Genomic DNA, 17,888 nt, shown 5'->3' with positions numbered 1-17,888 from the left:
AGGCGACGTCGTCGAACCGTTCAGCCTTGAACGGTCAGCAGGTTACCGATCGGCGCCGACGTGCTCGCGGTCCGGTGCGGCCGCGGCGGTCTCGTCGGCGCGGCGGCGGGCGTCCTCGTCGGTGCGGGCGTCGTAGCCGATGAGCTTCGGCAGCGCCGCCGCGAGCAGGCCCACCGCGGCGACGCAGGCCAGTCCGCCGGTCCAGATCGCCGGGCGGGCGCCGGTCCAGCCGGCCATCGCCCCGGCGCGGACCTGGCCGAGCTGGGGGCCGACGCTGTAGGAGAGGACCTCGATGCCCGCGAGCCGGCCGCGCAGCCGGTCGGGGATGGTCTGGTTCCAGATCGTCGAGCGGCCCAGCCCGCTCAGCATGTCCCCCGCCCCCGCCAGGCCGAGGCACATCAGGACCAGCCAGACGTTCGTCGTCCAGCCGGCCGCCGCCATGGCCAGGCCCCAGCCGGCGGCGCCGAACACCACCAGCAGGCCGTGCCGCCGCGTCCGGGAGACCCAGCCGCTGGTCAGGCTGAGCAGCAGCGATCCGACGGCACCGGCCGAGTACATCAGGCCCAGCGCCCAGTCGGCGTCGAGTTCGTCGGCGAGGAAGGGGAAGATGGTGTTGGGGAAGGCGAAGAACATCGCCGCCAGGTCCACCGCGTACGTGCCGAGGAGCACCGGCCTCGACCAGGCGTAGCGGGCCCCTTCGGCGATGCCGCGCAACGACGGCTTGGCGGCGTGCTCGACGGGCGGCACGGGGGAGAGCCGGCGGCACATCAGGACCGACGCGAAGAAGCAGACCACGGTGGTGGCGTACGCGGGGACGTTGCCCGCGTACGCCACCACGAGGCCGGCCAGCGCGGGTCCGCCGATCGCGCCCGCCTGCCAGCGTAGGGCGTTCAGCGCGGCCGCGGCGGCGAGCTGCTCGTGCGGGACGATCCGGGCCAGCAGCGAGTCCAGGGCGGGGCGCTGGAGTCCCGCGAGTGCCGCCACTCCGGCCGCCACCACGTACAGCGGCCACAGCATGGGGTGCGGCAGCAGCGCGTTCAGCAGCAGGACGGCGGCCAGCAGTCCCAGTCCCGCCTCGGTGAGCACGATGACCTTGCGCCGGTCCACCGCGTCCGCGAGTGCCCCGCCGTACAGGCCGAAGACCACCAGCGGCACCAGTTCGACGGCGCCCATCGCGCCCACCGCGAGCGGTGAGCCGGTCAGTTCCTTGATCTGGAGCGGCAGCGCGATCAGCGCCATCACACTGCCGAGGTAGGTGACCAGCCCCTGCACCCACAGGAGACGGAAGTCACGGGAGGAGCGCCAGGGCGCGAGGTCGGGCAGCACCGCGGTGAGCTTCTTGATCATGGTTCAGCGGCTCCCGGCCGTGTGCTGCGGCAAGCGTGGCGTTCTCATCGACCCGTATGTCACTTTCGGTCCGGGGTGCCGGGGCGCGCACGTCCGGACAGCGGACCGCGGTCGTGGAGCAGGGCACCGGACGTGCTGGGCACGTTAGGTAAGGCTTACCTGGACAGCGTAGGGAGTGAAGGCCCGCTGATCAATCGGGTCCTTCCGTCCCGGGGGGCGGGGTCCGTTCCGCGTCGTGCCTGCGGCGGCCTCCTCGTACCCCTTGATGCAGTTCGACGTGCTCGTCGTGTGGATCCGGTCCCGCTTCGGACGCAACCTCCGTGAGTCCCCCCCACCCGACCACCAGCGCCGAGGCCACGTGATCCCGCTGGTCCAAGGCCGCCCCGAGGACTGCGCCCCCTACGCCATGCTTCGACGGCCGATCCGAGTGCCCGGATCAGAGGCGTCGTCCACCTCTCCGCTCCAGGGGCTTCCCAGGGACTCTCAGCGCTGTCCGAGGAACTTTCCGCCGCCTGACGCGGCAAGCACGCGAAAGATCGGAAAGGCCTCCGTCCCGGATCGGAGGTCCTTTCCCAGGCAGCGCCGGCGTTGGTGGCGGCCGAGCGGGCAGGGCTGTGCCGCTGAGGACATCACGCCCATTCAGTGATCGGTCCTGTCCTCTGCGGGGGCGTCGTAGACCAAGCTGTACCGCCAGAACAAACGGCGCCGAAAGCGGGCGTCGGGCAACTCCGCCGAGGCCGCGGCCCGGATGTCGCCGAGAGTCTCCTGAGGAGCCGCAGTGGGCGCGGTCATGTGTGAGGGCAGCCCATCGGCGCGGGTCGGATGCTTGACCATTCCCATCACCGGATTCGCCAGCATGGCGGGCAGTGCGGCGAGCATGTCGAGACGCCCGGCCTCCCGATAGCAGCCGACAATGACGAGGCGCCCACCCGGACGGAGACACTCGCGCAGCTCTCGCAGAGTGGGGACCAGCGGCAAGTGGTGCAAGACGGCCACCAGGGTGATGGCGTCGAAGCGCCTCTCGGGGTTTCGTCCCGCGAAGCCGGCTTCCACGATGGTGACCGCTGGGTCGTCGGCGAAGCGTTCCGCCGCGACGCGGGCCGTCCGGGGGTCGGGCTCGAGCCCCGTGACGGTGGCGACCCGGCGCCGCAGAAGTTCGGCGAGGTTCCCCGTACCGCATCCGACATCAAGGACGTCGTGGGCCCCGGACTCGGCAACCTGACGGGCGACCCACGGGCCGTAGTGGTCGTTATGGCTCCAGGGGTGCCGCTGGTTGAAACGCTGAAGACGAGGCAATAAGGCCATGGGGTCACAGTGAACATGACGGCACTCCGCAGTCTTTCGTCGGCCCAGCGAACTCAGCCACGCACCACGAGCCGCCGCTGTATGACTGACCGTTTTCATCCTGAATATGTGCAGGTCAGCAGTGCGTGGACGGCTTGGACGGCCGTGCCGACGCGGTGGTTGGAACAGCGGGCCCGCCGCAGTGGCCGCCATGTCTTGAGTTGGGCGAAGGCGCGTTCGCCGGGGGCTCGGAGTCGTGCGTGGTCGCGGTTGAACTGCTGGTAGTGCTCGGATTGTTCGCTGTAGTGGCAGTACGGGGTGCGGAAGGTGGCGTCGGCGCCCTGGTGGGCGCGGTCCGCGAGGACGAGGATCCGCCGGGTGAGGAGGCTCGGACGGTGCGGTGGGCACGGGCCGCGGTCAGGTCGTGCGTGCGGCCCGGGGTGGCGTGGGAGAACCACAACGGGCTGCCGTCCGGAGACGCGCGACGACCTGGACGTTCATGCCGCGGTTGTACGGCGACGGGATATCCAGCGAGCTCGGTGCGCTGGGGGAGCGCCGCAAACTGACCGGACTCCACCCGCTCACGGTGACCTGGACCCGCGGCGACGGATCCCCCGCCACGGTCGACATGGTGGCCATGCCCCCCGCCGCGTCGACGGGACGCTGCGCGCCATCGCACAGGTCCACGGACACCGGCTCGGCCGCGACCAGGAGTTGCTCGACGAGGGCCGGCTGCACCGGGTGCCGGGGCCGGAGCACCTCGCCAAGGGACGCGAGCTGCGGGAGGCGCTGGCCCGCCACGCCGCGGCGGAGCTGCCCGCTCTGGTCGACGCCTCACGAGAGGACGTCCTGCTCGACAGCGTCGAGGACGCCGGGTACCGGACGCAGCAACTGCAGGCACCGCCTCGTACGCTCGTCCGGATCCTCGATGCCTGACGGACCCGAAGGGGCAATGAGCCCGACAGTCATGCCCATTCGTTCGACGGTCGCCGGAGAGAGCGTACGGATACACGCACGGCGGGAGTCATGAGCGCCGCACCGGTTGTAAGGGCACCCGGCACGCTCCAACCGGGATCCCGGCCCAGCACCAGCCGACGGGAGCTCTCAACGGCGTAGGTGATCGGATCGAGGCGGGCCACCCGGCTCAGACACTCCGGCAGCGCACTCGGTGGAACGAACGCGCTGGACGCGCACGAGGGCCTGGTCGTCGACGAGCGCGACACGGATCGGGTCCCTCACGCGGACTCCCCGGCGACGACGGCACCCCGGCGGCCGCGGTCGTCCCGCTCCCCCGCCGGCGACCGCGCCCGCACCGAGAAGCCCCCGTCGGCGCGTGGCCCCGTGGCCAGGGTGCCGCCCCGGGTACGTCTGCGTCATCGCCCGCCTACGGAGCGAGTTGGCCCTTCCGCGCCACAACGATGCGTGTGACACTGGCGTCCCGTCCGCTGTGCGGACTCCCTCCGCACCGTCCCCCACGAAGAGTGCGCCGTGCGTTCCTTTCCCCTGCCGGTCGCCCTGACCGCGCGCCTGTCCCCGGTCGTCGTCCTCGCCGCGGCCGGCTGGGCGCTGTCCTCCGGCCCGACGGACACGCCGCAGGAAGCCGCGGACAGACCGACCGGGAAGACGAAGACCCAGTCCGCTTCGGCCCCTTCGCGGACGCAGGCGGTGAAGACGTACGCCGCCGCGCCGGCACCGTGCGACAGCGTTGTCGAGAAGACCGTCAAGTCCCTTGTCCCGGGCGCCGGGACGGCCGGCAAGGAGATACCGTCCACGGACTCCGATCTGCGCCGCACCTGTTCCTGGAACGCGCTCAAGGGCTACGAGTACCGCTGGCTCGACGTCTCCTTCGAGGTGCTGGAGTCGGACGAGGCGGCGGAGCGGTCGTACCGGGGGCGGCTGGAGGACAGGAGCGGCGGGGGCGCGGTCCCCGGGCTCGGGGACGCCGGCTACTCCGTCGTGAACCTCACCACCGAGGACAAGCAGCAGACGCGCGAGGGCGTGGTGATCGCCCGCGCCTCCAACGCGCTGGTGATCGTGACGTACAACGGCAGCGACTTCGAGTCGAAGAAGGCGCCGGGCACGGAGGAGATCAACAAGGGTGCCATCAAGGCCGCGAAAGAGGCGGTGGCGGCCCTGGAGAAGAACCGAAATTGATGGTTCCGTGACATCTTTCACACGCCCCCGGCGATCTGCGCGGGCCGCTTAGTAGAAACCGTCCGGACGACATAGGGGACTTGTCCGTCTTGCCGCGAATGCGGAAGAGGGCGGGGCGGGGGACGCCCGGGGGGGAAGGCCGACGGCCACCGCCTCTTCGCCGCACGGGGCTTTCTGACGGAACGGCAGGCGCCTCGGAGGGCCCGCCGCGGACCGGTCGGCACGCTCTCCCGCCCGCCGCAAGCCCCCTGCAAACCTACGAAGCGCGGTAGTAGGAGAGCCCTTTGCGCCCTGTGCCGGGGCGTCCCAAGAATGACCAGCCTCCGGACATCAGGGGTGAGGTCACGCATGGGAAAGCATCGTCATCAGAAGCGGTACCGGCGGACGGTCGTCGCGGCGGTCGCCGTAGGGGTCATAGGCATACCCTCGGTCGCCCTGGCCTGTACGGACTGGCCGGGCGACGGAGGGCCGCAGAGCCGGGAGACCGTGGCCGGCGCCGGGAACGGGTGGGACGGCCCCGACCGGTACGGCCGGTGGAGCGGCGAGCAGCACGGTGGGTCCACGGCCCTGCCGTCGGACACGCCGACCGCCACCGCGAGCGCCTCGAAGCCCGGCGCGTCGAAGCGGAGCAGCGCGAAGCCGTCGCACAAGCCGGGCACGAAGGCCCCCGCGGCAGCCACCTCCCGGCCCGCGACCGCGGCCACCAAGGCCACCACGGCCACCACGGCCACTGCGCAGCCCACGACCGCGGCCCCGAAGCCCACCACGACCACGGCCCCCGGGCCCACCGCGCCCGCTCCGCAGCCCACCGCCACCGCGCCGGACCCGGTCGCGACGGGCGGCGCCAGTGCCTCCGGAGCCGTCGCCGAGGTCGTGAAGCTCGTCAACGCCGAGCGCGCCAAGGCCGGTTGCTCCCCGGTGAAGGTGAACACCACCCTGACCAAGGCCGCGCAGGACCACAGCGAGGACATGGCCGCGAGCGGCACCATGTCGCACACCGGGTCGGACGGCTCCTCGCCCGGCGACCGCATCACCCGCGCCGGCTACGGCTGGAGCACCTACGGCGAGAACGTCGCCTACGGCTACTCCACCCCCGCGCAGGTGATGACCGGCTGGATGAACAGTCCCGGCCACCGGGAGAACATCCTCAACTGCGGGTTCGAGGAGATCGGTGTCGGCCTCGCGCAGCCCGGCTCCTACTGGACCCAGGACTTCGGCACGGCCCGGTAGGAGCCGTACGCCCACGCGCGCCGCCGCCCCGCCGCCGGTGCGACGTACACGGCGGGCGACGCCGCGGGACCCACCGTCCGGCCGTGGTCCGCGAGGGGCCCCGCCGAAGGGGAGCGGCCCGTCCTCGGGGACGGGTCCCCCCCTTCGGCGGGGGTCACCGGTGGAGCGCCGGGATGATCTCCGCGCCGTACGCGTCGATCGTCGTCTCCTGCGCGTCGTGCATGTCGTACACGGCGAACTGGTCCACGCCCAGTTCCCGCAGCGTCCGCAGCTTCCCGATGTGCGCCTCGGGCGGGCCGAGCAGGCAGAACCGGTCGACGATCTCGTCGGGGACGAAGTCCGCGGACGGGTTGCCGGCCCGTCCGTGGTGGCTGTAGTCGTAGCCGTGCCGTTCCTTGATGTAGGACGTCAGCGCCTCGGGGACCAGATCGGAGTGCTCGCCGTAGCGGGCGACCAGGTCGGCGACGTGGTTGCCGACCATGCCGCCGAACCAGCGGCACTGCTCGCGGGCGTGCGCCAGGTCGTCGCCGACGTACGCCGGGGCGGCGACGCAGACGGTGACGGACGCGGGGTCGCGTCCCGCCTCCGCGGCCGCGGCGCGTACGGCCTTCACCATCCACTCGGTCAGATACGGGTCGGCGAGCTGGAGGATGAAGCCGTCGGCCTTCCGCCCTGCGAGGGCGAGCGCCTTGGGCCCGTAGGCGGCCATCCAGACGGGCAGCTTCCCGTCCCTCACCCACGGGATCCGCAGCGGCTGCCCGTCGACCTCCGCCTCGCGGCCCTCGGCGAGGTCGCGGATCGCGTCGATCGCCTCGCCGAGGCGGGCCAGCGTGCCCGGCCTGCGTCCGGCGACGCGCATCGCGGAGTCGCCGCGGCCGATGCCGCAGACGGTGCGGTTGCCGAACATGTCGTTGAGGGTGGCGAAGGTGGAGGCGGTGACCTCCCAGGTGCGGGTGCCCGGGTTGGTGACCATCGGACCGACCCTCAGGGTCGTGGTGGCGGCCAGGATCCGGCTGTAGATCACGAAGGGTTCCTGCCACAGCACGGCGGAGTCGAAGGTCCAGCCGTGGGTGAAGCCGGCCTGTTCGGCGCGCTTCATCAGGCCGACGACCCGTGCGGCCGGCGGGTCGGTCTGCAGGACGAGTCCGAAGTCCATGCGCGGCGCTCCTAGGTGAGGTACTGACAGGTGGACCGCGGGGTGTAGACGCCGTGTCCGGCGCGTCCGGTGTACTCCCGGTCGGTGATGACGGGTTCGCCGCGCGAGAGGACGGTCTCGACGCGGCCGGTGACCCGCTTGCCCTCGTAGGCCGAGTAGTCGACGTTCATGTGGTGGGTGGCGGCGGAGAGGACCTGCTCGGCGTGCGGGTCGTAGACGACGACGTCGGCGTCGGCGCCGGGCGCGATGGTGCCCTTCTTCGGGTAGAGGCCGAACATCCGGGCCGGGGTGGCGCAGGCGATCTCGATCCAGCGGCGGCGGGAGATGTGTCCGTCGAGGACGGCCTGGTGGAGCAGGTCCATACGGTTCTCCACCCCGGGGAGACCGTTGGGGATCCTGGAGAAGTCCCCGCGGCCGAGTTCCTTCTGGCCCGTGAAGCAGAACGGGCAGTGGTCGGTGGAGACCACCTGGAGGTCGTTGGTGCGCAGGCCCCGCCACAGCGCGGCCTGGTGCTCCTTCGGCCTCAGCGGCGTGCTGCACACGTACTTGGCTCCCTCGAAGCCGGGCTCGGCGAGGTTGTCGGTGGAGAGGAACAGGTACTGCGGGCAGGTCTCGCCGAAGACGTTCAGACCCTCGTCGCGGGCCCGCGCCAGCTCGGCGACCGCCTCCGTCGCGGAGACGTGCACGACGTACAGCGGGGCGCCCGCGACCTGGGCGAGCCGGATGGCGCGGTGGGTGGCCTCGGCCTCCAGCAGGGTCTTGCGGACCTCGCCGTGGAAGCGGGGGTCGGTCTCGCCGCGGGCGAGGGCCTGCTCGACGAGCACGTCGATGGCGATGCCGTTCTCGGCGTGCATCATGATCAGCCCGCCGTTCCCGGCGGAGCGCTGCATGGCGCGCAGGATCTGGCCGTCGTCGGAGTAGAAGACACCCGGATAGGCCATGAACTGCTTGAACGAGGTGACTCCCTCCTCCACGAGGAGGTCCATCTCCTTCAGCGTCCCGGCGTTGACGTCCGAGACGATCATGTGGAAGCCGTAGTCGATGGCGCAGGCGCCCTCCGCCTTGGCGTGCCAGGCGTCCAGGCCCTGGCGCAGGGACCGGCCGACGCTCTGCACGGCGAAGTCGACGACGGTGGTCGTGCCGCCCCAGGCGGCGGCCCTGGTGCCGGTCTCGAAGGTGTCGGAGGCGGAGGTGCCGCCGAACGGCAGCTCCATGTGGGTGTGGGCGTCGACCCCGCCCGGAATGACGTACTTGCCGGTGGCGTCGATGGTCCGGTCGGCGGTGAAGGCGTCGGCGGCCGGGGTGCCGGAGGCCGCGAGGGCGGCGACGCGGCCGTCCTCGATCAGGACGTCGGCGTGGATCTCGTCGGAGGCGGTGATGACGAGGCCGCCGCGGACGACGGTACGGCTGCTCATGGTGCTCCCTCTCTGCGAGACGGTGCTACGACGCGCTCCGCAGGGCGCGCTCGAGGATCTCGGCGCCCTCCTCGGCCTCCGCGACGTTGAGGGACAGCGGCGGGGCGATGCGCAGGACGCTGGTGTTGTGGCCGCCGCCCTTGCCGATGAGCAGACCGCCCGCGCGGGCCGCCTCCAGGACGGCGGACGCGGCCGCCGGGTCGGCCTCGTCGGTGCCGGGCTTCGTCAGCTCGATGCCGATCATCAGCCCGCGCCCGCGGACCTCGCGTACGGCGGGAACCCGGGCGGCGGCGGCCCGCAGCCGCTCGATGAGCAGGCCGCCGACCCGGCGGGCGTTGCCCTGGAGGTCGTGCTCCAGCAGGTAGGTGAGGTTGGCCAGACCGGCCGCCATGGTGATCTGGGTGCCGCCGAACGTCGAGATGCTCTGGGCGTCCAGGCAGTTCATGATCTCGGCGCGGGCGACGACCCCGCCGATGGACATGCCGTTGCCGATGCCCTTGGCGAAGGTCAGCATGTCGGGCGGGCCGCCGCGGCCGTGGGCCTGCCAGCCCCAGAAGTGCTCGCCGGTGCGGCCCCAGCCGGTCTGCACCTCGTCGGCGATCCACAGGACGCCCCGCTCGTGCAGCACCTCGCGGAAGGCCGCGTACAGTCCGTCGGGCGGCGAGGTGAAGCCGCCGACGCCCTGGATCGGCTCGGCGATCAGCGCGGCGGGCGGGCGGGTGTGGCCGAGGACGTCCTTCAGGTCCTCGACGCAGGCGGCGACGAAGTCGTGGTCGTCGAGCGCGGCGAACGGGCCCCGGGTGCGCACGCCGCCGTGGACGTAGTGCGTCTGGAGCGGGGAGAGCGAGGTCGGGGACCAGCCGCGGTTGCCGGTGATGCCGACCGAGCTGAAGGAGCGGCCGTGGTAGCTGTTGCGCATCGCCAGGATCGTGTTGCTGCGCCGGTAGGCGGTGGCGAGCAGCAGGGCGGTGTCGTTGGCCTCGGTGCCCGAGGTGGTGAAGAAGACCCGGGCGTCCGGGATGCCGCTCAACTTGGCGATGCGCTCGGCGAGTTCCACCATCTGCCGGTTGAGGTAGAGGGTGGAGGAGTGGACGATCCGCCCGGCCTGCTCGCTCACGGCCTTGGTGACCTCGGGCAGGGCGTGGGCGGTCATGGTGGTGAGGATGCCGCCGAAGAAGTCGAGGTAGCGGTTGCCGTGGGAGTCCCAGACGTGGCGTCCCTCGCCGTGGGTGATCTCGATGGGCTCCTCGTAGTACAGGGCGAGCCAGTCCGGGAGCACGGAGCGGTGGCGGCCCAGCAGGTCGCCGGTCACGGCCGCACCAGCCCCTCGTAGGCGTCGGGACGGCGGTCGCGGTAGAAGGCCCACTGCTGCCGCACCTCCTCGATGAGGCCGAAGTCCAGGTCGCGGACCACGAGTTCCTCCTTGCTGTCGCTGGCGACGTCGCCGACGAACTGCCCGCGCGGGTCGACGAAGTACGAGGTGCCGTAGAAGTCGTTGTCGCCGTACTCCTCCACGCCCACGCGGTTGATGGCGGCGACGAAGTACTCGTTCGCGACGGCCGCCGCCGGCTGCTCCAGCCGCCACAGGTGGGACGACAGCCCGCGGTGCGTGGCGGACGGGTTGTAGACCAGCTGGGCGCCGTTGATGCCGAGTTGCCGCCAGCCCTCCGGGAAGTGGCGGTCGTAGCAGATGTAGACGCCGACCTTGCCGACGGCGGTGTCGAAGACCGGCCAGCCGAGGTTGCCGGGCCGGAAGTAGAACTTCTCCCAGAAGCCCTTGACCTGCGGGATGTGGTGCTTGCGGTACTTGCCGAGGACGGTGCCGTCGGCGTCGATCACGGCGGCGGTGTTGTAGTAGTAGCCCGACTGCTCGATCTCGAACACCGGCACGACGATCACCATGCCGGTCTCGCGGGCCAGCTCCCGCATCCGGCGGACGGTCGGCCCGTCGGGCACCGGCTCCGCCCAGCGGTAGTGCTCGGGGTCCTGGACCTGGCAGAAGTAGGGGGCGTTGAACACCTCCTGGAACCCGATGACCTTCGCGCCCCGCCGGGCCGCCTCGCGGGCGTGCTCCTCGTGTTTCGCCAGCATGGACTCGGTGTCCCCGGTCCAGGTGGCCTGGACCAGGGCGGCACGTACGACGTTGGCCATGAGCTGCTCCTTGGACACGACGTCAGAGCCTCTACGCCCGTAGAAGGGGCCGTAGAGGGACGAACCTAAGCCTCTCGGGCAGCCTTGCCAAGACCATCGTCGTGAACCCGCTGAGTCGATCGTGTTTCGCACTCCGGTGGGTGAGTCGGCCGTGCCCGCCGGGACCGGTCAGGCGGCGAGTCCGGCGACGCGGAGGGCGTGCAGCAGGTCCCAGTGCCGCTCGTCGGAGACGTCCTGCGCGGCGGTGAGGAGCAGGGGGACGAGCCGTCGCGGGTCCGGGGCGGCGGTGCGGGCCGCGTCCTCGGGGGTGCGCATACGGACGCAGGCGTCCAGCAGCGCCCGCAGTTCGCGGTGGCGTGCCTCCGCGTCCAGGGCGAGCACGGCCCGCCCGAGCTCGTCGGCCGGCCGTACCACGCCCTGCCGCAGGATCTGCTCCCCGTCGTCCGCGCGGCCCGCCGCGGTGAGCGCGTCGGCGGCGGCGACCAGCCGTTCGGGGGGCAGCGCGGCGGCCTCCCAGAGCAGCGTCGTCCAGTCGGCCTCCAGCCCGGCCCGCCGCATCTCGTCCGCGAGCAGCGGGAAGCGGGCGGCCGGGCCGTACGCGGTCTCGATCAGCAGCGCGTGCGCCTCCCCGCCGCGTCCTTCGCGCCGCAGCCGCGCGAGGGCCGCCACGACCCGGCCGGCCTCACGCCGGTCCACGGCGTCGAGGGGCCGCCCGGCCCGGGTCCCCTCCCCGGGCGCCCCCGCGTCGGCGACCCCGGCGAACCTCGCTCCGCGCGGGGTGCGACCGGGAGCGGACGCGGGCGCGGACGGGCCCGGCGCGGCCACCGGAGGGACGACGGGGCCGGTGGTCGAGGGCGGTCATGCGTGCGGTGATCTCCGCGCACCGGGCCGTGGCGCGTTCGTGGTCGTCCTGGACCCAGGCGAGGTCGAGGCGGAGGGCGTCGGCCTGCTCGCGGGTGACGGCGGAGGCGAGCCGGCGGGTCAGCTCCGCGCGGCGCTCCGCCGCGTACCTCTGCTCGCGCAGCATGACGTCGAGCCGGTCGCTCAGCGCCTCCCCGGCCCCGGGCCGGGCGTCGTACGCGGCCAGTGCGGCCGTGTGCAGGGAGCGGGCGTGCGGGGTCTCGGCGTCGGCGGCGCCGGCGCCGTATGCGGCGGCGAGGTCCTGGAGCAGGGCCTCCACCGCGTCCCAGGGCGGTGGTTCACGCCCGTCGAGGCAGGCCCGCATCCCTTCGGGGTCCCGTTGCCAGAACACCGCGCACCAGCCGCCGGACGGATCCAGCCGCGCCAGCAGGCCTCGCAGGTATTCAGTGAACTCCCGGATGCCGTCCGGAAGTTGCTCCGCCGCCATAGCCAACTCCCGCCCGGTCCGGAGTACCCGGCTCCGTAGGTAACACCCGTTGTGTTACGACGGCGCTACGGAGAGTTTTCCGGCGGGGTTCAGGCGGCGGCCGAAGGGGCGGGCGCGGCCGGCGCGCAACGTCGCGCCACGTCGTCCATCGACAGGCCGAGCGCGCCGGCCAGCGCCGCCACCGTGAAGAACGCGGGGGTCGGGGCCCGCCCGGTCTCGATCTTGCGGAGGGTCTCCGCCGAGATGCCGGCGCTCGCCGCGACCTCGGTCATGCTGCGGCCGCCGCGCGCCTCGCGCAGCAGCCGGCCGAGCCGCTCGCCGCGTTCACGCTCTTCCGGGGTCAAGGGGGTGCGCACCATGACGCCCATTTTAATACCGGTACAGTAATGGGCAGGGTGGAGCCGAGGACCGACACATCGGTCGATGCCGTGCACGAGGACCCGGGCGTGCCGAACGAGGGCCGGCCGGGCCGGGGCACGCCCCTGCGGCACGGCGTGGTCCTGGCGATCGGGCCCATGCCCATCGGCGGCGGCACCGACTCCCACCACACGGCCCCGGACGGCTGGACCCTCCGTACGAACGACGGTTCCCGCGCGGCCCACACGGAACACACGGTGGCGATCACCGAGAACGGACCGCGCGTCCTGACGGCCCGCCGGCCCGGACGAGGGCGCCCGCCGCCTCCCCACCCGCGTAAAAACCGCCTCCCCACCCGCATGAAAGGTGAGGCGCGGTGTGCGCCGGAGGGACGTGAACGCGCCCCGGCGGCTCCCCCTCCACCCCCCACTTCAGGACCGGTGCGCCGGGCGGACGATCCACCACCGAAGCCGGGGTGAGAACGTTTCTTCGCGCAGACGTCCGAGCGAACCGTCCAGACACGCACCCACCGGACCGGACGGAACCGGGCCAGCCGGCAGGCGGAATCGTCAAGCATTTACATATAGTCATACTTTGTCTTATCTCCTTGCCCCGCCCGGCGGTTCTGCCGCTAGCTGGGTGCCGCACCGCTCCTCGCCCTGGGCTCCCGATGAGCCACGGGCACGTCGACGAGGGGAGCGGGCCGAGCAATCAGCACGCGAGGAGAGTCATGAAGAAGGCATACGAAGCTCCGACGCTCGTCCGTCTCGGTACGTTCCGCAAGGAGACCGGGCTCCTGGGCCGCTCCGGCAACGACCGCCTGATCCTGAGCAAGAACTGACGGACGAGGGCACCGACCCGACGTCATGACACCACTGCACGCGAGTGCGGGGACGGGCCCCGGCGAGGCGCACTTCGCGGTCTTCACCGACCGCGAGGAGGCGGCCGCCGCGGCCCGCTCCTTCGCCCGGTCCGGCCGCCGGACCGTGAACCATCCCTCGGGCCGGCCCTGGCTGGTCGGCCACTGGCGCGACGACGAGGCCGTCACCGTACACGCCGGTGACGCGGCCCTGGCGGTCATCGGCTGCTGCCCCGTGGCGGCGGACGAGCTGCGCCGCAGGGCGGCCCGGCTGCGCGACCTCGCCGAGGTCGACGCGCTGGCCCGTTCCCTCCCCGGCAGCTTCCACCTGGTGGCCGCCCTCGACGGGAGGATCCGGGTCCAGGGCACCGCCTCCGGCCTCCGGCTGGTCTTCCACGCGGAGATCGCCGGCACCCGGGTCGTCGCCACCCGGGCCGACGTGCTCGCCGACGCCCTCGGCCTCGACCCCGATCCCGCGGAACTGGCCGTCCGGCTGCTGTGGCCCGCCCCGTATCCGCTGTACGAGACGTCCCTGTGGCCCGCGGTCACCGCCGTACCCCCGCAGGACGCGGTGGTGGTCGCGGCGGACGGGCGCGGCGCGCGGCACACGCGGTGGTGGACGCCGCCCGAACCGGTCGTGCCGCTGGCGGAGGCGGCCGGCCCGGTCCGTGCGGCGCTCCAGGACGCCGTCGACGCGCGGACCCGGCAGGGCGGTGTGGTCAGCTGCGACCTCTCCGGCGGGCTGGACTCCACCTCCGTCTGCTTCCTCGCCGACCGCTCCCCCGCCCGGGTGGTGGCCTCCACCTGGCCGGGACGAGACCCGGCGGACACCGACCTGTACTGGGCCGAGCAGGCCGCCGGGCACCTCCCGGACGTCGAGCACGTGGTCTGGGACGCCGACGCCTCGCCGCTGGTCTACGACGATCTGCTGGGCGTCGACGACGTGCTGGACGAACCCACCATCGGCGTGATGGACCGCTCCCGGGCCCTGCACCATCTGCCGGGACTGGCCGCGCGCGGCAGCCGCGTGCACCTGACCGGCATCGGCGGTGACCACGTGGCCTGGTGCTCCGAGGCGTACTACCACCGGCTGCTGCGCACCAGGCCGCTGCACGCGCTGCGGCAGCTGCGCGGGTTCCGGGCCCTGTGGCAGTGGCCGCTCGGCGGCACCGTCCGTGCCCTGGCCGACACACGGCCGTACGGGACGTGGCTCGCCGACACCGCCGGCCGGCTGCGCGAACCGGCCGCGCCGTCCTCCGTCGGCACGGGACTGGGCTGGGGCATGGCCCCCCGCCTGCTCGACTGGGTGAGCGCGGACGCCGAACACCTGGTGCGGCGGGCACTGCGCGACGCCGTCGCGACGGCGGCCCCGCTGCATCCCGACCGGGGCATGCACGCGGACCTGGAGCAGATCCGCTCCACCGCACGCGTCGTCCGGCAGTGGGACCACACGGCGGCCCGCACCGGCCTGCCCATGGCCTCGCCCTTCTTCGACGACCGGGTCGTCGAGGCGTTCCTCGCCGTGCGCCCGGCCGAGCGCGTCACGCCCTTCCGGTACAAGCCGGTGCTGACCGCCGCGATGAGCGGGGTGGTTCCCGAGCCGTGCCTGCGCAGGACGAACAAGGCCACGGCCTCCATGGACGCCGCCGACGGACTGCGCGAGAACCGTGCCGACCTGCTGGCGCTGTGGGAGGACTCCCTGCTGGAGCGGCTGGGGCTGGTGGACGGCACCGAGCTGCGCCGCCTCGCCCGGCGGCCGGCCTCTCCCGGTCTGTCCGGCGCCGTCCTCTACCCGACGATCGCCGCCGAGGTGTGGCTGCGCGGACGCTCCCGCAGCCGCAGCGGCACCCGTGTCCCGTAACCCCCGTAGCCCTCCAGGGCCGCGAGGCCCCTCGCGGTGCAGAAAGGCCGATGCCATGCCCTTGCGTTTCGTCGCACACGTCTCCACGACCGAGACCGACTACGGCACCGTCCTCCTGGACGAACGAGCCGGGAACTACTGGGAACTGAACCCCACCGCCACGCTGGTGGTGCGGACGCTGATGGACGGCGGCGAGGTCGCCGACGCGGCCGCCGTGCTGGTCCGCGAGTTCGACATCGAGCGGGCGCAGGCCCTGCGGGACGTCGAGGCACTCGTCGGTGACCTGCGCGAGGCGGGGCTGGCCTCATGACCACGCCCAGCGCGCTGGAACGACCCACCGGGGTACCGCTCGGGCTGCGCCTGGCCGCCCGGCTGGTCCTGCTGCCCGCCCTCGTGCTCGCCCTGCTGCCGCCCCGCCGCATCCGCGCCGTGCTGGGTGTCCTGCGGCGCGGCGCGGTGCCCGCCACGGCCGCCCGGGCCCAGGACGCGCGGGACGCCCTGTGCGCGGTGAGCCTGCGCTGCACCGGTCCGAAGGGCTGCCTGCCGCGTTCCCTGGGCGCCGCCCTGCTGTGCAGGCTGCGGGGAACGTGGCCGACCTGGTGCGCCGGGGTCCGGGTCGTGCCGCCCTTCACCGCGCACGCCTGGATCGAGGCGGAGGGCCGCCCGGTCGGCGAAGGCGTGCCCGAGGGCTACTTCGCCCGGCTGGTCTCCGTCGAGCCGCACCCCCGCCCGCCGTCCCGATGACCGACACCCCGACGCCCCGGCGTCCCGACACCCCGACCACCGGTTCCACAGCCCGGACCACCGGTTCCACGGCCCGGACCACCGGTTCCGCGGCCCCGACCACCGGTTCCACAGCCCGGAGCACCGAGGAGCCGGCCGGTCTCCCCGGCTCCCGGCCGGCCCCGGACGAGGACCGGTCCACCCGGGCGGCGCTCGGTACCCTCTACCGCCTCACCGCCGGGCACCGGCGGGCCGTCGCCGTGGCCGCCGTGCTGACCCTCGCGGGTTCCGCCCTCGGGCTGGCCCAGCCGCTCGTGGCCCGGCACGCCGTGGACGCGAGCGGCCGCGGGCAGGTCGTCTGGCCGCTGCTGGCCCTGCTCGGCGCGCTGTTCGCCGCCGAGGCCGTGACCGGCTCGGCGGGACGCTTCCTCCTGGAGCGCATGGGCGAGGGCGTCGTACGGCAGCTCCGGTTAGGTCTGGTGGACCGGCTGCTCCGGCTGGAGATGCGCGAGTACGACCGCCACCGCTGCGGCGACCTCGTCTCCCGGGTCACCGCCGACACCGCCCTGCTGCGCGAAGTCGTCTCGCAGGCCCTGGTCGACCTGGTGACCGGAAGCCTCGTCGCCGTCGGGGCCGTCGTCCTGATGGCGTGGCTCGACCCGCTGCTGCTGCTCCTGGTCGCGCTCACCGTGGCCGCCGCGGCCGGGGTCGTCACCTCCCTGCTCAAGGGGATCCGCTGCGCCTCCGAGCGCATGCAGCAGGCGGTCGGCGCCATCGCCGCCGACCTGGAACGGGCCCTCGGCGCCCTGCCCATGGTCCGGGTGCACCGCGCCGAGGAGCGCGAGACGGCCCGGGTGGGAACGCGCGTGCGGGAGGCCCACGACGCGGGGGTGCGCACCGCGAAGCTGGCCTCCGTCATGAGTCCCGCCGTCGAGCTCGCCGTCCAGGGTTCCTTCCTCGTGGTCCTCGTCGTCGGCGGCCTGCGCGCGGGCGGCCGGGACGGCTCCCTCGGCGACCTGGTCGCCTTCCTGCTGTACGCCTCCTACCTCGTGCTGCCGCTGTCCTCCGTCTTCCAGGCGGTGGGCCTGATCCAGCGGGGCATGGGCGCCCAGCGGCGCGTCGAGGAGGTGCTGCGCCTCCCCGTCGAGCGGACCGGACCGTCGGTCCCGGCCGCAGCCGCCCGCGTCCGGCCCCGTTCCGGGACGCCGGGCGCCGGCGAGCGGCCCGCGCTCGCCCTGGACGGCGTCCGCTTCGGCTACGAACCGCACCGGCCGGTGCTGCGCGACGTGTCCTTCACCGTCGCCCCGCGCCGCCAGGTCGCCCTGGTGGGCCCCTCCGGCGCCGGGAAGAGCACGGTCTTCGCGCTGGTCGCGGGCTTCTACGAGCCGGACGCGGGCGCCGTGCTCTTCGACGGCCGGCCGGCCGTCGAACTCGGCCGCGACGCCTGCCGGCGCCGTATCGCCGTCGTGGACCAGAACCCCCACGTCGTGCACGGCACCCTGCGGGAGAACATCGCCTACGCCGTGCCCGACGCCCCGGAGACGGAGCTCCGGCGGGTGGTGGAGCTGGCCCGGCTCGAGGAGGTCGTCGACCGGCTGCCCGGCGGTCTGGACGCCGTCGTCGGCGAGCGCGGGAGCACCCTCTCGGGCGGCGAACGCCAACGCGTGGCGCTGGCCCGCGCCCTGCTCGCCCGTCCCTCGCTGCTGCTGCTCGACGAACCGACCTCCCACCTGGACGCGATCAACGAGGCGGCGCTGACCACGGTGCTGAAGGACGTGGCCCGGGAGTGCGCCCTGCTGGTCGTCGCCCACCGCCTGTCCACCGTGCGGCACGCCGATCACATCGTCGTGCTGGACCGGGGCCGCACGGTCGGCCGCGGGCGGCACGAGGAGCTGCTGGCCGTGCACCCCCTCTACCGGGAGCTGGCCGCGAGCCAGCTGCTGCGGCCGGGTGACCGCCGGTCCGCGGGCCGTGCTCCGTCGCCCTCCTGACATGCCCGCGGA

General features: G+C 73.2%; 17 protein-coding genes and 2 pseudogenes. 9 read left to right on the top strand and 10 right to left on the bottom strand.

All coding sequences use genetic code 11. From position 1 onward, the window contains the following. Positions 1-42 precede the first annotated feature (42 nt). From ACFY3N_RS11630 to ACFY3N_RS11620, 3 genes and pseudogenes are all read right to left on the bottom strand, one after another. Positions 43-1,347, bottom strand: coding sequence for an MFS transporter (locus ACFY3N_RS11630; RefSeq protein ID WP_390816428.1), 1,305 nt, complete (start codon positions 1,345-1,347; stop codon positions 43-45). 639 nt (positions 1,348-1,986) lie between these two features. Continuing rightward, a complete protein-coding gene (locus ACFY3N_RS11625; protein WP_390816427.1) occupies positions 1,987-2,652 on the bottom strand; it encodes a class I SAM-dependent methyltransferase in 666 nt (221 codons plus the stop codon). Between the two features lie 95 nt (positions 2,653-2,747). After that, positions 2,748-3,135 (bottom strand): annotated as a pseudogene (locus ACFY3N_RS11620) (transposase family protein); the annotation flags it as partial. A 210-nt stretch (positions 3,136-3,345) separates the two neighbouring features. Here ACFY3N_RS11620 and ACFY3N_RS11615 point away from each other — a divergent pair. From ACFY3N_RS11615 to ACFY3N_RS11605, 3 genes are all read left to right on the top strand, one after another. Then, on the top strand, positions 3,346-3,567 hold the full coding sequence (locus tag ACFY3N_RS11615; protein WP_390816426.1) for a hypothetical protein: 222 nt from the start codon (positions 3,346-3,348) through the stop codon (positions 3,565-3,567). Positions 3,568-4,119: 552 nt separating this feature from the next. Continuing rightward, the gene (locus tag ACFY3N_RS11610; protein ID WP_390816425.1) at positions 4,120-4,785 is read left to right on the top strand and encodes a hypothetical protein; all 666 of its coding nucleotides are present in this window, start codon (positions 4,120-4,122) and stop codon (positions 4,783-4,785) included. Positions 4,786-5,133: 348 nt separating this feature from the next. Beyond that, the gene (locus ACFY3N_RS11605; protein ID WP_390816424.1) at positions 5,134-6,015 is read left to right on the top strand and encodes a CAP domain-containing protein; all 882 of its coding nucleotides are present in this window, start codon (positions 5,134-5,136) and stop codon (positions 6,013-6,015) included. Positions 6,016-6,169: 154 nt separating this feature from the next. Here ACFY3N_RS11605 and ACFY3N_RS11600 read toward each other — a convergent pair whose 3' ends face one another. The 7 genes from ACFY3N_RS11600 to ACFY3N_RS11570 all read right to left on the bottom strand — a co-directional run bounded on the left by ACFY3N_RS11600 (position 6,170) and on the right by ACFY3N_RS11570 (position 12,444). Beyond that, complete coding sequence (locus tag ACFY3N_RS11600) at positions 6,170-7,171, bottom strand: TIGR03842 family LLM class F420-dependent oxidoreductase (RefSeq protein ID WP_390816423.1); 1,002 nt, start codon at positions 7,169-7,171, stop codon at positions 6,170-6,172. Positions 7,172-7,182: 11 nt separating this feature from the next. Next, a complete protein-coding gene (gene hydA / locus ACFY3N_RS11595; RefSeq protein WP_390816422.1) occupies positions 7,183-8,586 on the bottom strand; it encodes a dihydropyrimidinase in 1,404 nt (467 codons plus the stop codon). 25 nt (positions 8,587-8,611) lie between these two features. Continuing rightward, the gene (locus ACFY3N_RS11590; RefSeq protein WP_390816421.1) at positions 8,612-9,898 is read right to left on the bottom strand and encodes an aspartate aminotransferase family protein; all 1,287 of its coding nucleotides are present in this window, start codon (positions 9,896-9,898) and stop codon (positions 8,612-8,614) included. Then, on the bottom strand, positions 9,895-10,737 hold the full coding sequence (locus ACFY3N_RS11585; RefSeq protein ID WP_390816420.1) for a nitrilase-related carbon-nitrogen hydrolase: 843 nt from the start codon (positions 10,735-10,737) through the stop codon (positions 9,895-9,897). The genes ACFY3N_RS11590 and ACFY3N_RS11585 overlap by 4 nt, the downstream gene beginning before the upstream one ends. A 168-nt stretch (positions 10,738-10,905) precedes the next feature. Next, on the bottom strand, positions 10,906-11,433 hold the full coding sequence (locus tag ACFY3N_RS11580; RefSeq protein ID WP_390816419.1) for a hypothetical protein: 528 nt from the start codon (positions 11,431-11,433) through the stop codon (positions 10,906-10,908). Continuing rightward, positions 11,420-12,085 (bottom strand): hypothetical protein, encoded by a 666-nt coding sequence (locus ACFY3N_RS11575; RefSeq protein ID WP_390816418.1) that lies wholly within the window; start codon positions 12,083-12,085, stop codon positions 11,420-11,422. The genes ACFY3N_RS11580 and ACFY3N_RS11575 overlap by 14 nt, the downstream gene beginning before the upstream one ends. A gap of 89 nt (positions 12,086-12,174) precedes the next feature. After that, on the bottom strand, positions 12,175-12,444 hold the full coding sequence (locus tag ACFY3N_RS11570) for a helix-turn-helix domain-containing protein (protein ID WP_390816417.1): 270 nt from the start codon (positions 12,442-12,444) through the stop codon (positions 12,175-12,177). Between the two features lie 69 nt (positions 12,445-12,513). On the opposite strand from ACFY3N_RS11570, the pseudogene ACFY3N_RS11565 reads away from it, so the two are divergent. From ACFY3N_RS11565 to ACFY3N_RS11540, 6 genes and pseudogenes are all read left to right on the top strand, one after another. Next, positions 12,514-12,741, top strand: a pseudogene (locus ACFY3N_RS11565) (type I methionyl aminopeptidase); the annotation flags it as partial. 431 nt (positions 12,742-13,172) lie between these two features. Next, on the top strand, positions 13,173-13,283 hold the full coding sequence (locus tag ACFY3N_RS11560) for a keywimysin-related RiPP (protein WP_107102704.1): 111 nt from the start codon (positions 13,173-13,175) through the stop codon (positions 13,281-13,283). Between the two features lie 25 nt (positions 13,284-13,308). Then, positions 13,309-15,162, top strand: a complete 1,854-nt coding sequence (locus tag ACFY3N_RS11555) for a lasso peptide isopeptide bond-forming cyclase (protein WP_390816416.1) — start codon at positions 13,309-13,311, stop codon at positions 15,160-15,162. 55 nt (positions 15,163-15,217) lie between these two features. Then, positions 15,218-15,472, top strand: a complete 255-nt coding sequence (locus tag ACFY3N_RS11550) for a lasso peptide biosynthesis PqqD family chaperone (protein WP_390816415.1) — start codon at positions 15,218-15,220, stop codon at positions 15,470-15,472. Then, positions 15,469-15,906 (top strand): lasso peptide biosynthesis B2 protein, encoded by a 438-nt coding sequence (locus tag ACFY3N_RS11545; RefSeq protein ID WP_390816414.1) that lies wholly within the window; start codon positions 15,469-15,471, stop codon positions 15,904-15,906. Before ACFY3N_RS11550 ends, ACFY3N_RS11545 begins: the two co-directional genes overlap by 4 nt. Continuing rightward, positions 15,903-17,876 carry an ABC transporter ATP-binding protein gene (locus ACFY3N_RS11540; RefSeq protein WP_390816413.1) on the top strand — a complete coding sequence of 658 codons (1,974 nt, stop codon included), beginning with the start codon at positions 15,903-15,905 and terminating at the stop codon, positions 17,874-17,876. Before ACFY3N_RS11545 ends, ACFY3N_RS11540 begins: the two co-directional genes overlap by 4 nt. Positions 17,877-17,888: the final 12 nt, after the last annotated feature.

It is taken from the genome of Streptomyces sp. NPDC000348 (assembly GCF_042898795.1).
Taxonomy (GTDB): domain Bacteria; phylum Actinomycetota; class Actinomycetes; order Streptomycetales; family Streptomycetaceae; genus Streptomyces.
This window is presented reverse-complemented; position numbering and strand designations above follow the sequence as displayed.

What these genes read in the sequence shown, in the direction of transcription:
- ACFY3N_RS11630 (WP_390816428.1), bottom strand. Translation starts at nt 1,347, where the DNA reads ATGATCAAGAAGCTCACCGCGGTGCTGCCCGACCTCGCGCCCTGGCGC.
- ACFY3N_RS11625 (WP_390816427.1), bottom strand. Translation starts at nt 2,652, where the DNA reads ATGGCCTTATTGCCTCGTCTTCAGCGTTTCAACCAGCGGCACCCCTGG.
- ACFY3N_RS11605 (WP_390816424.1), top strand. Translation starts at nt 5,134, where the DNA reads ATGGGAAAGCATCGTCATCAGAAGCGGTACCGGCGGACGGTCGTCGCG.
- ACFY3N_RS11600 (WP_390816423.1), bottom strand. Translation starts at nt 7,171, where the DNA reads ATGGACTTCGGACTCGTCCTGCAGACCGACCCGCCGGCCGCACGGGTC.
- hydA (WP_390816422.1), bottom strand. Translation starts at nt 8,586, where the DNA reads ATGAGCAGCCGTACCGTCGTCCGCGGCGGCCTCGTCATCACCGCCTCC.
- ACFY3N_RS11585 (WP_390816420.1), bottom strand. Translation starts at nt 10,737, where the DNA reads ATGGCCAACGTCGTACGTGCCGCCCTGGTCCAGGCCACCTGGACCGGG.
- ACFY3N_RS11575 (WP_390816418.1), bottom strand. Translation starts at nt 12,085, where the DNA reads ATGGCGGCGGAGCAACTTCCGGACGGCATCCGGGAGTTCACTGAATAC.
- ACFY3N_RS11570 (WP_390816417.1), bottom strand. Translation starts at nt 12,444, where the DNA reads ATGGTGCGCACCCCCTTGACCCCGGAAGAGCGTGAACGCGGCGAGCGG.
- ACFY3N_RS11560 (WP_107102704.1), top strand. Translation starts at nt 13,173, where the DNA reads ATGAAGAAGGCATACGAAGCTCCGACGCTCGTCCGTCTCGGTACGTTC.
- ACFY3N_RS11555 (WP_390816416.1), top strand. Translation starts at nt 13,309, where the DNA reads ATGACACCACTGCACGCGAGTGCGGGGACGGGCCCCGGCGAGGCGCAC.
- ACFY3N_RS11550 (WP_390816415.1), top strand. Translation starts at nt 15,218, where the DNA reads ATGCCCTTGCGTTTCGTCGCACACGTCTCCACGACCGAGACCGACTAC.
- ACFY3N_RS11545 (WP_390816414.1), top strand. Translation starts at nt 15,469, where the DNA reads ATGACCACGCCCAGCGCGCTGGAACGACCCACCGGGGTACCGCTCGGG.
- ACFY3N_RS11540 (WP_390816413.1), top strand. Translation starts at nt 15,903, where the DNA reads ATGACCGACACCCCGACGCCCCGGCGTCCCGACACCCCGACCACCGGT.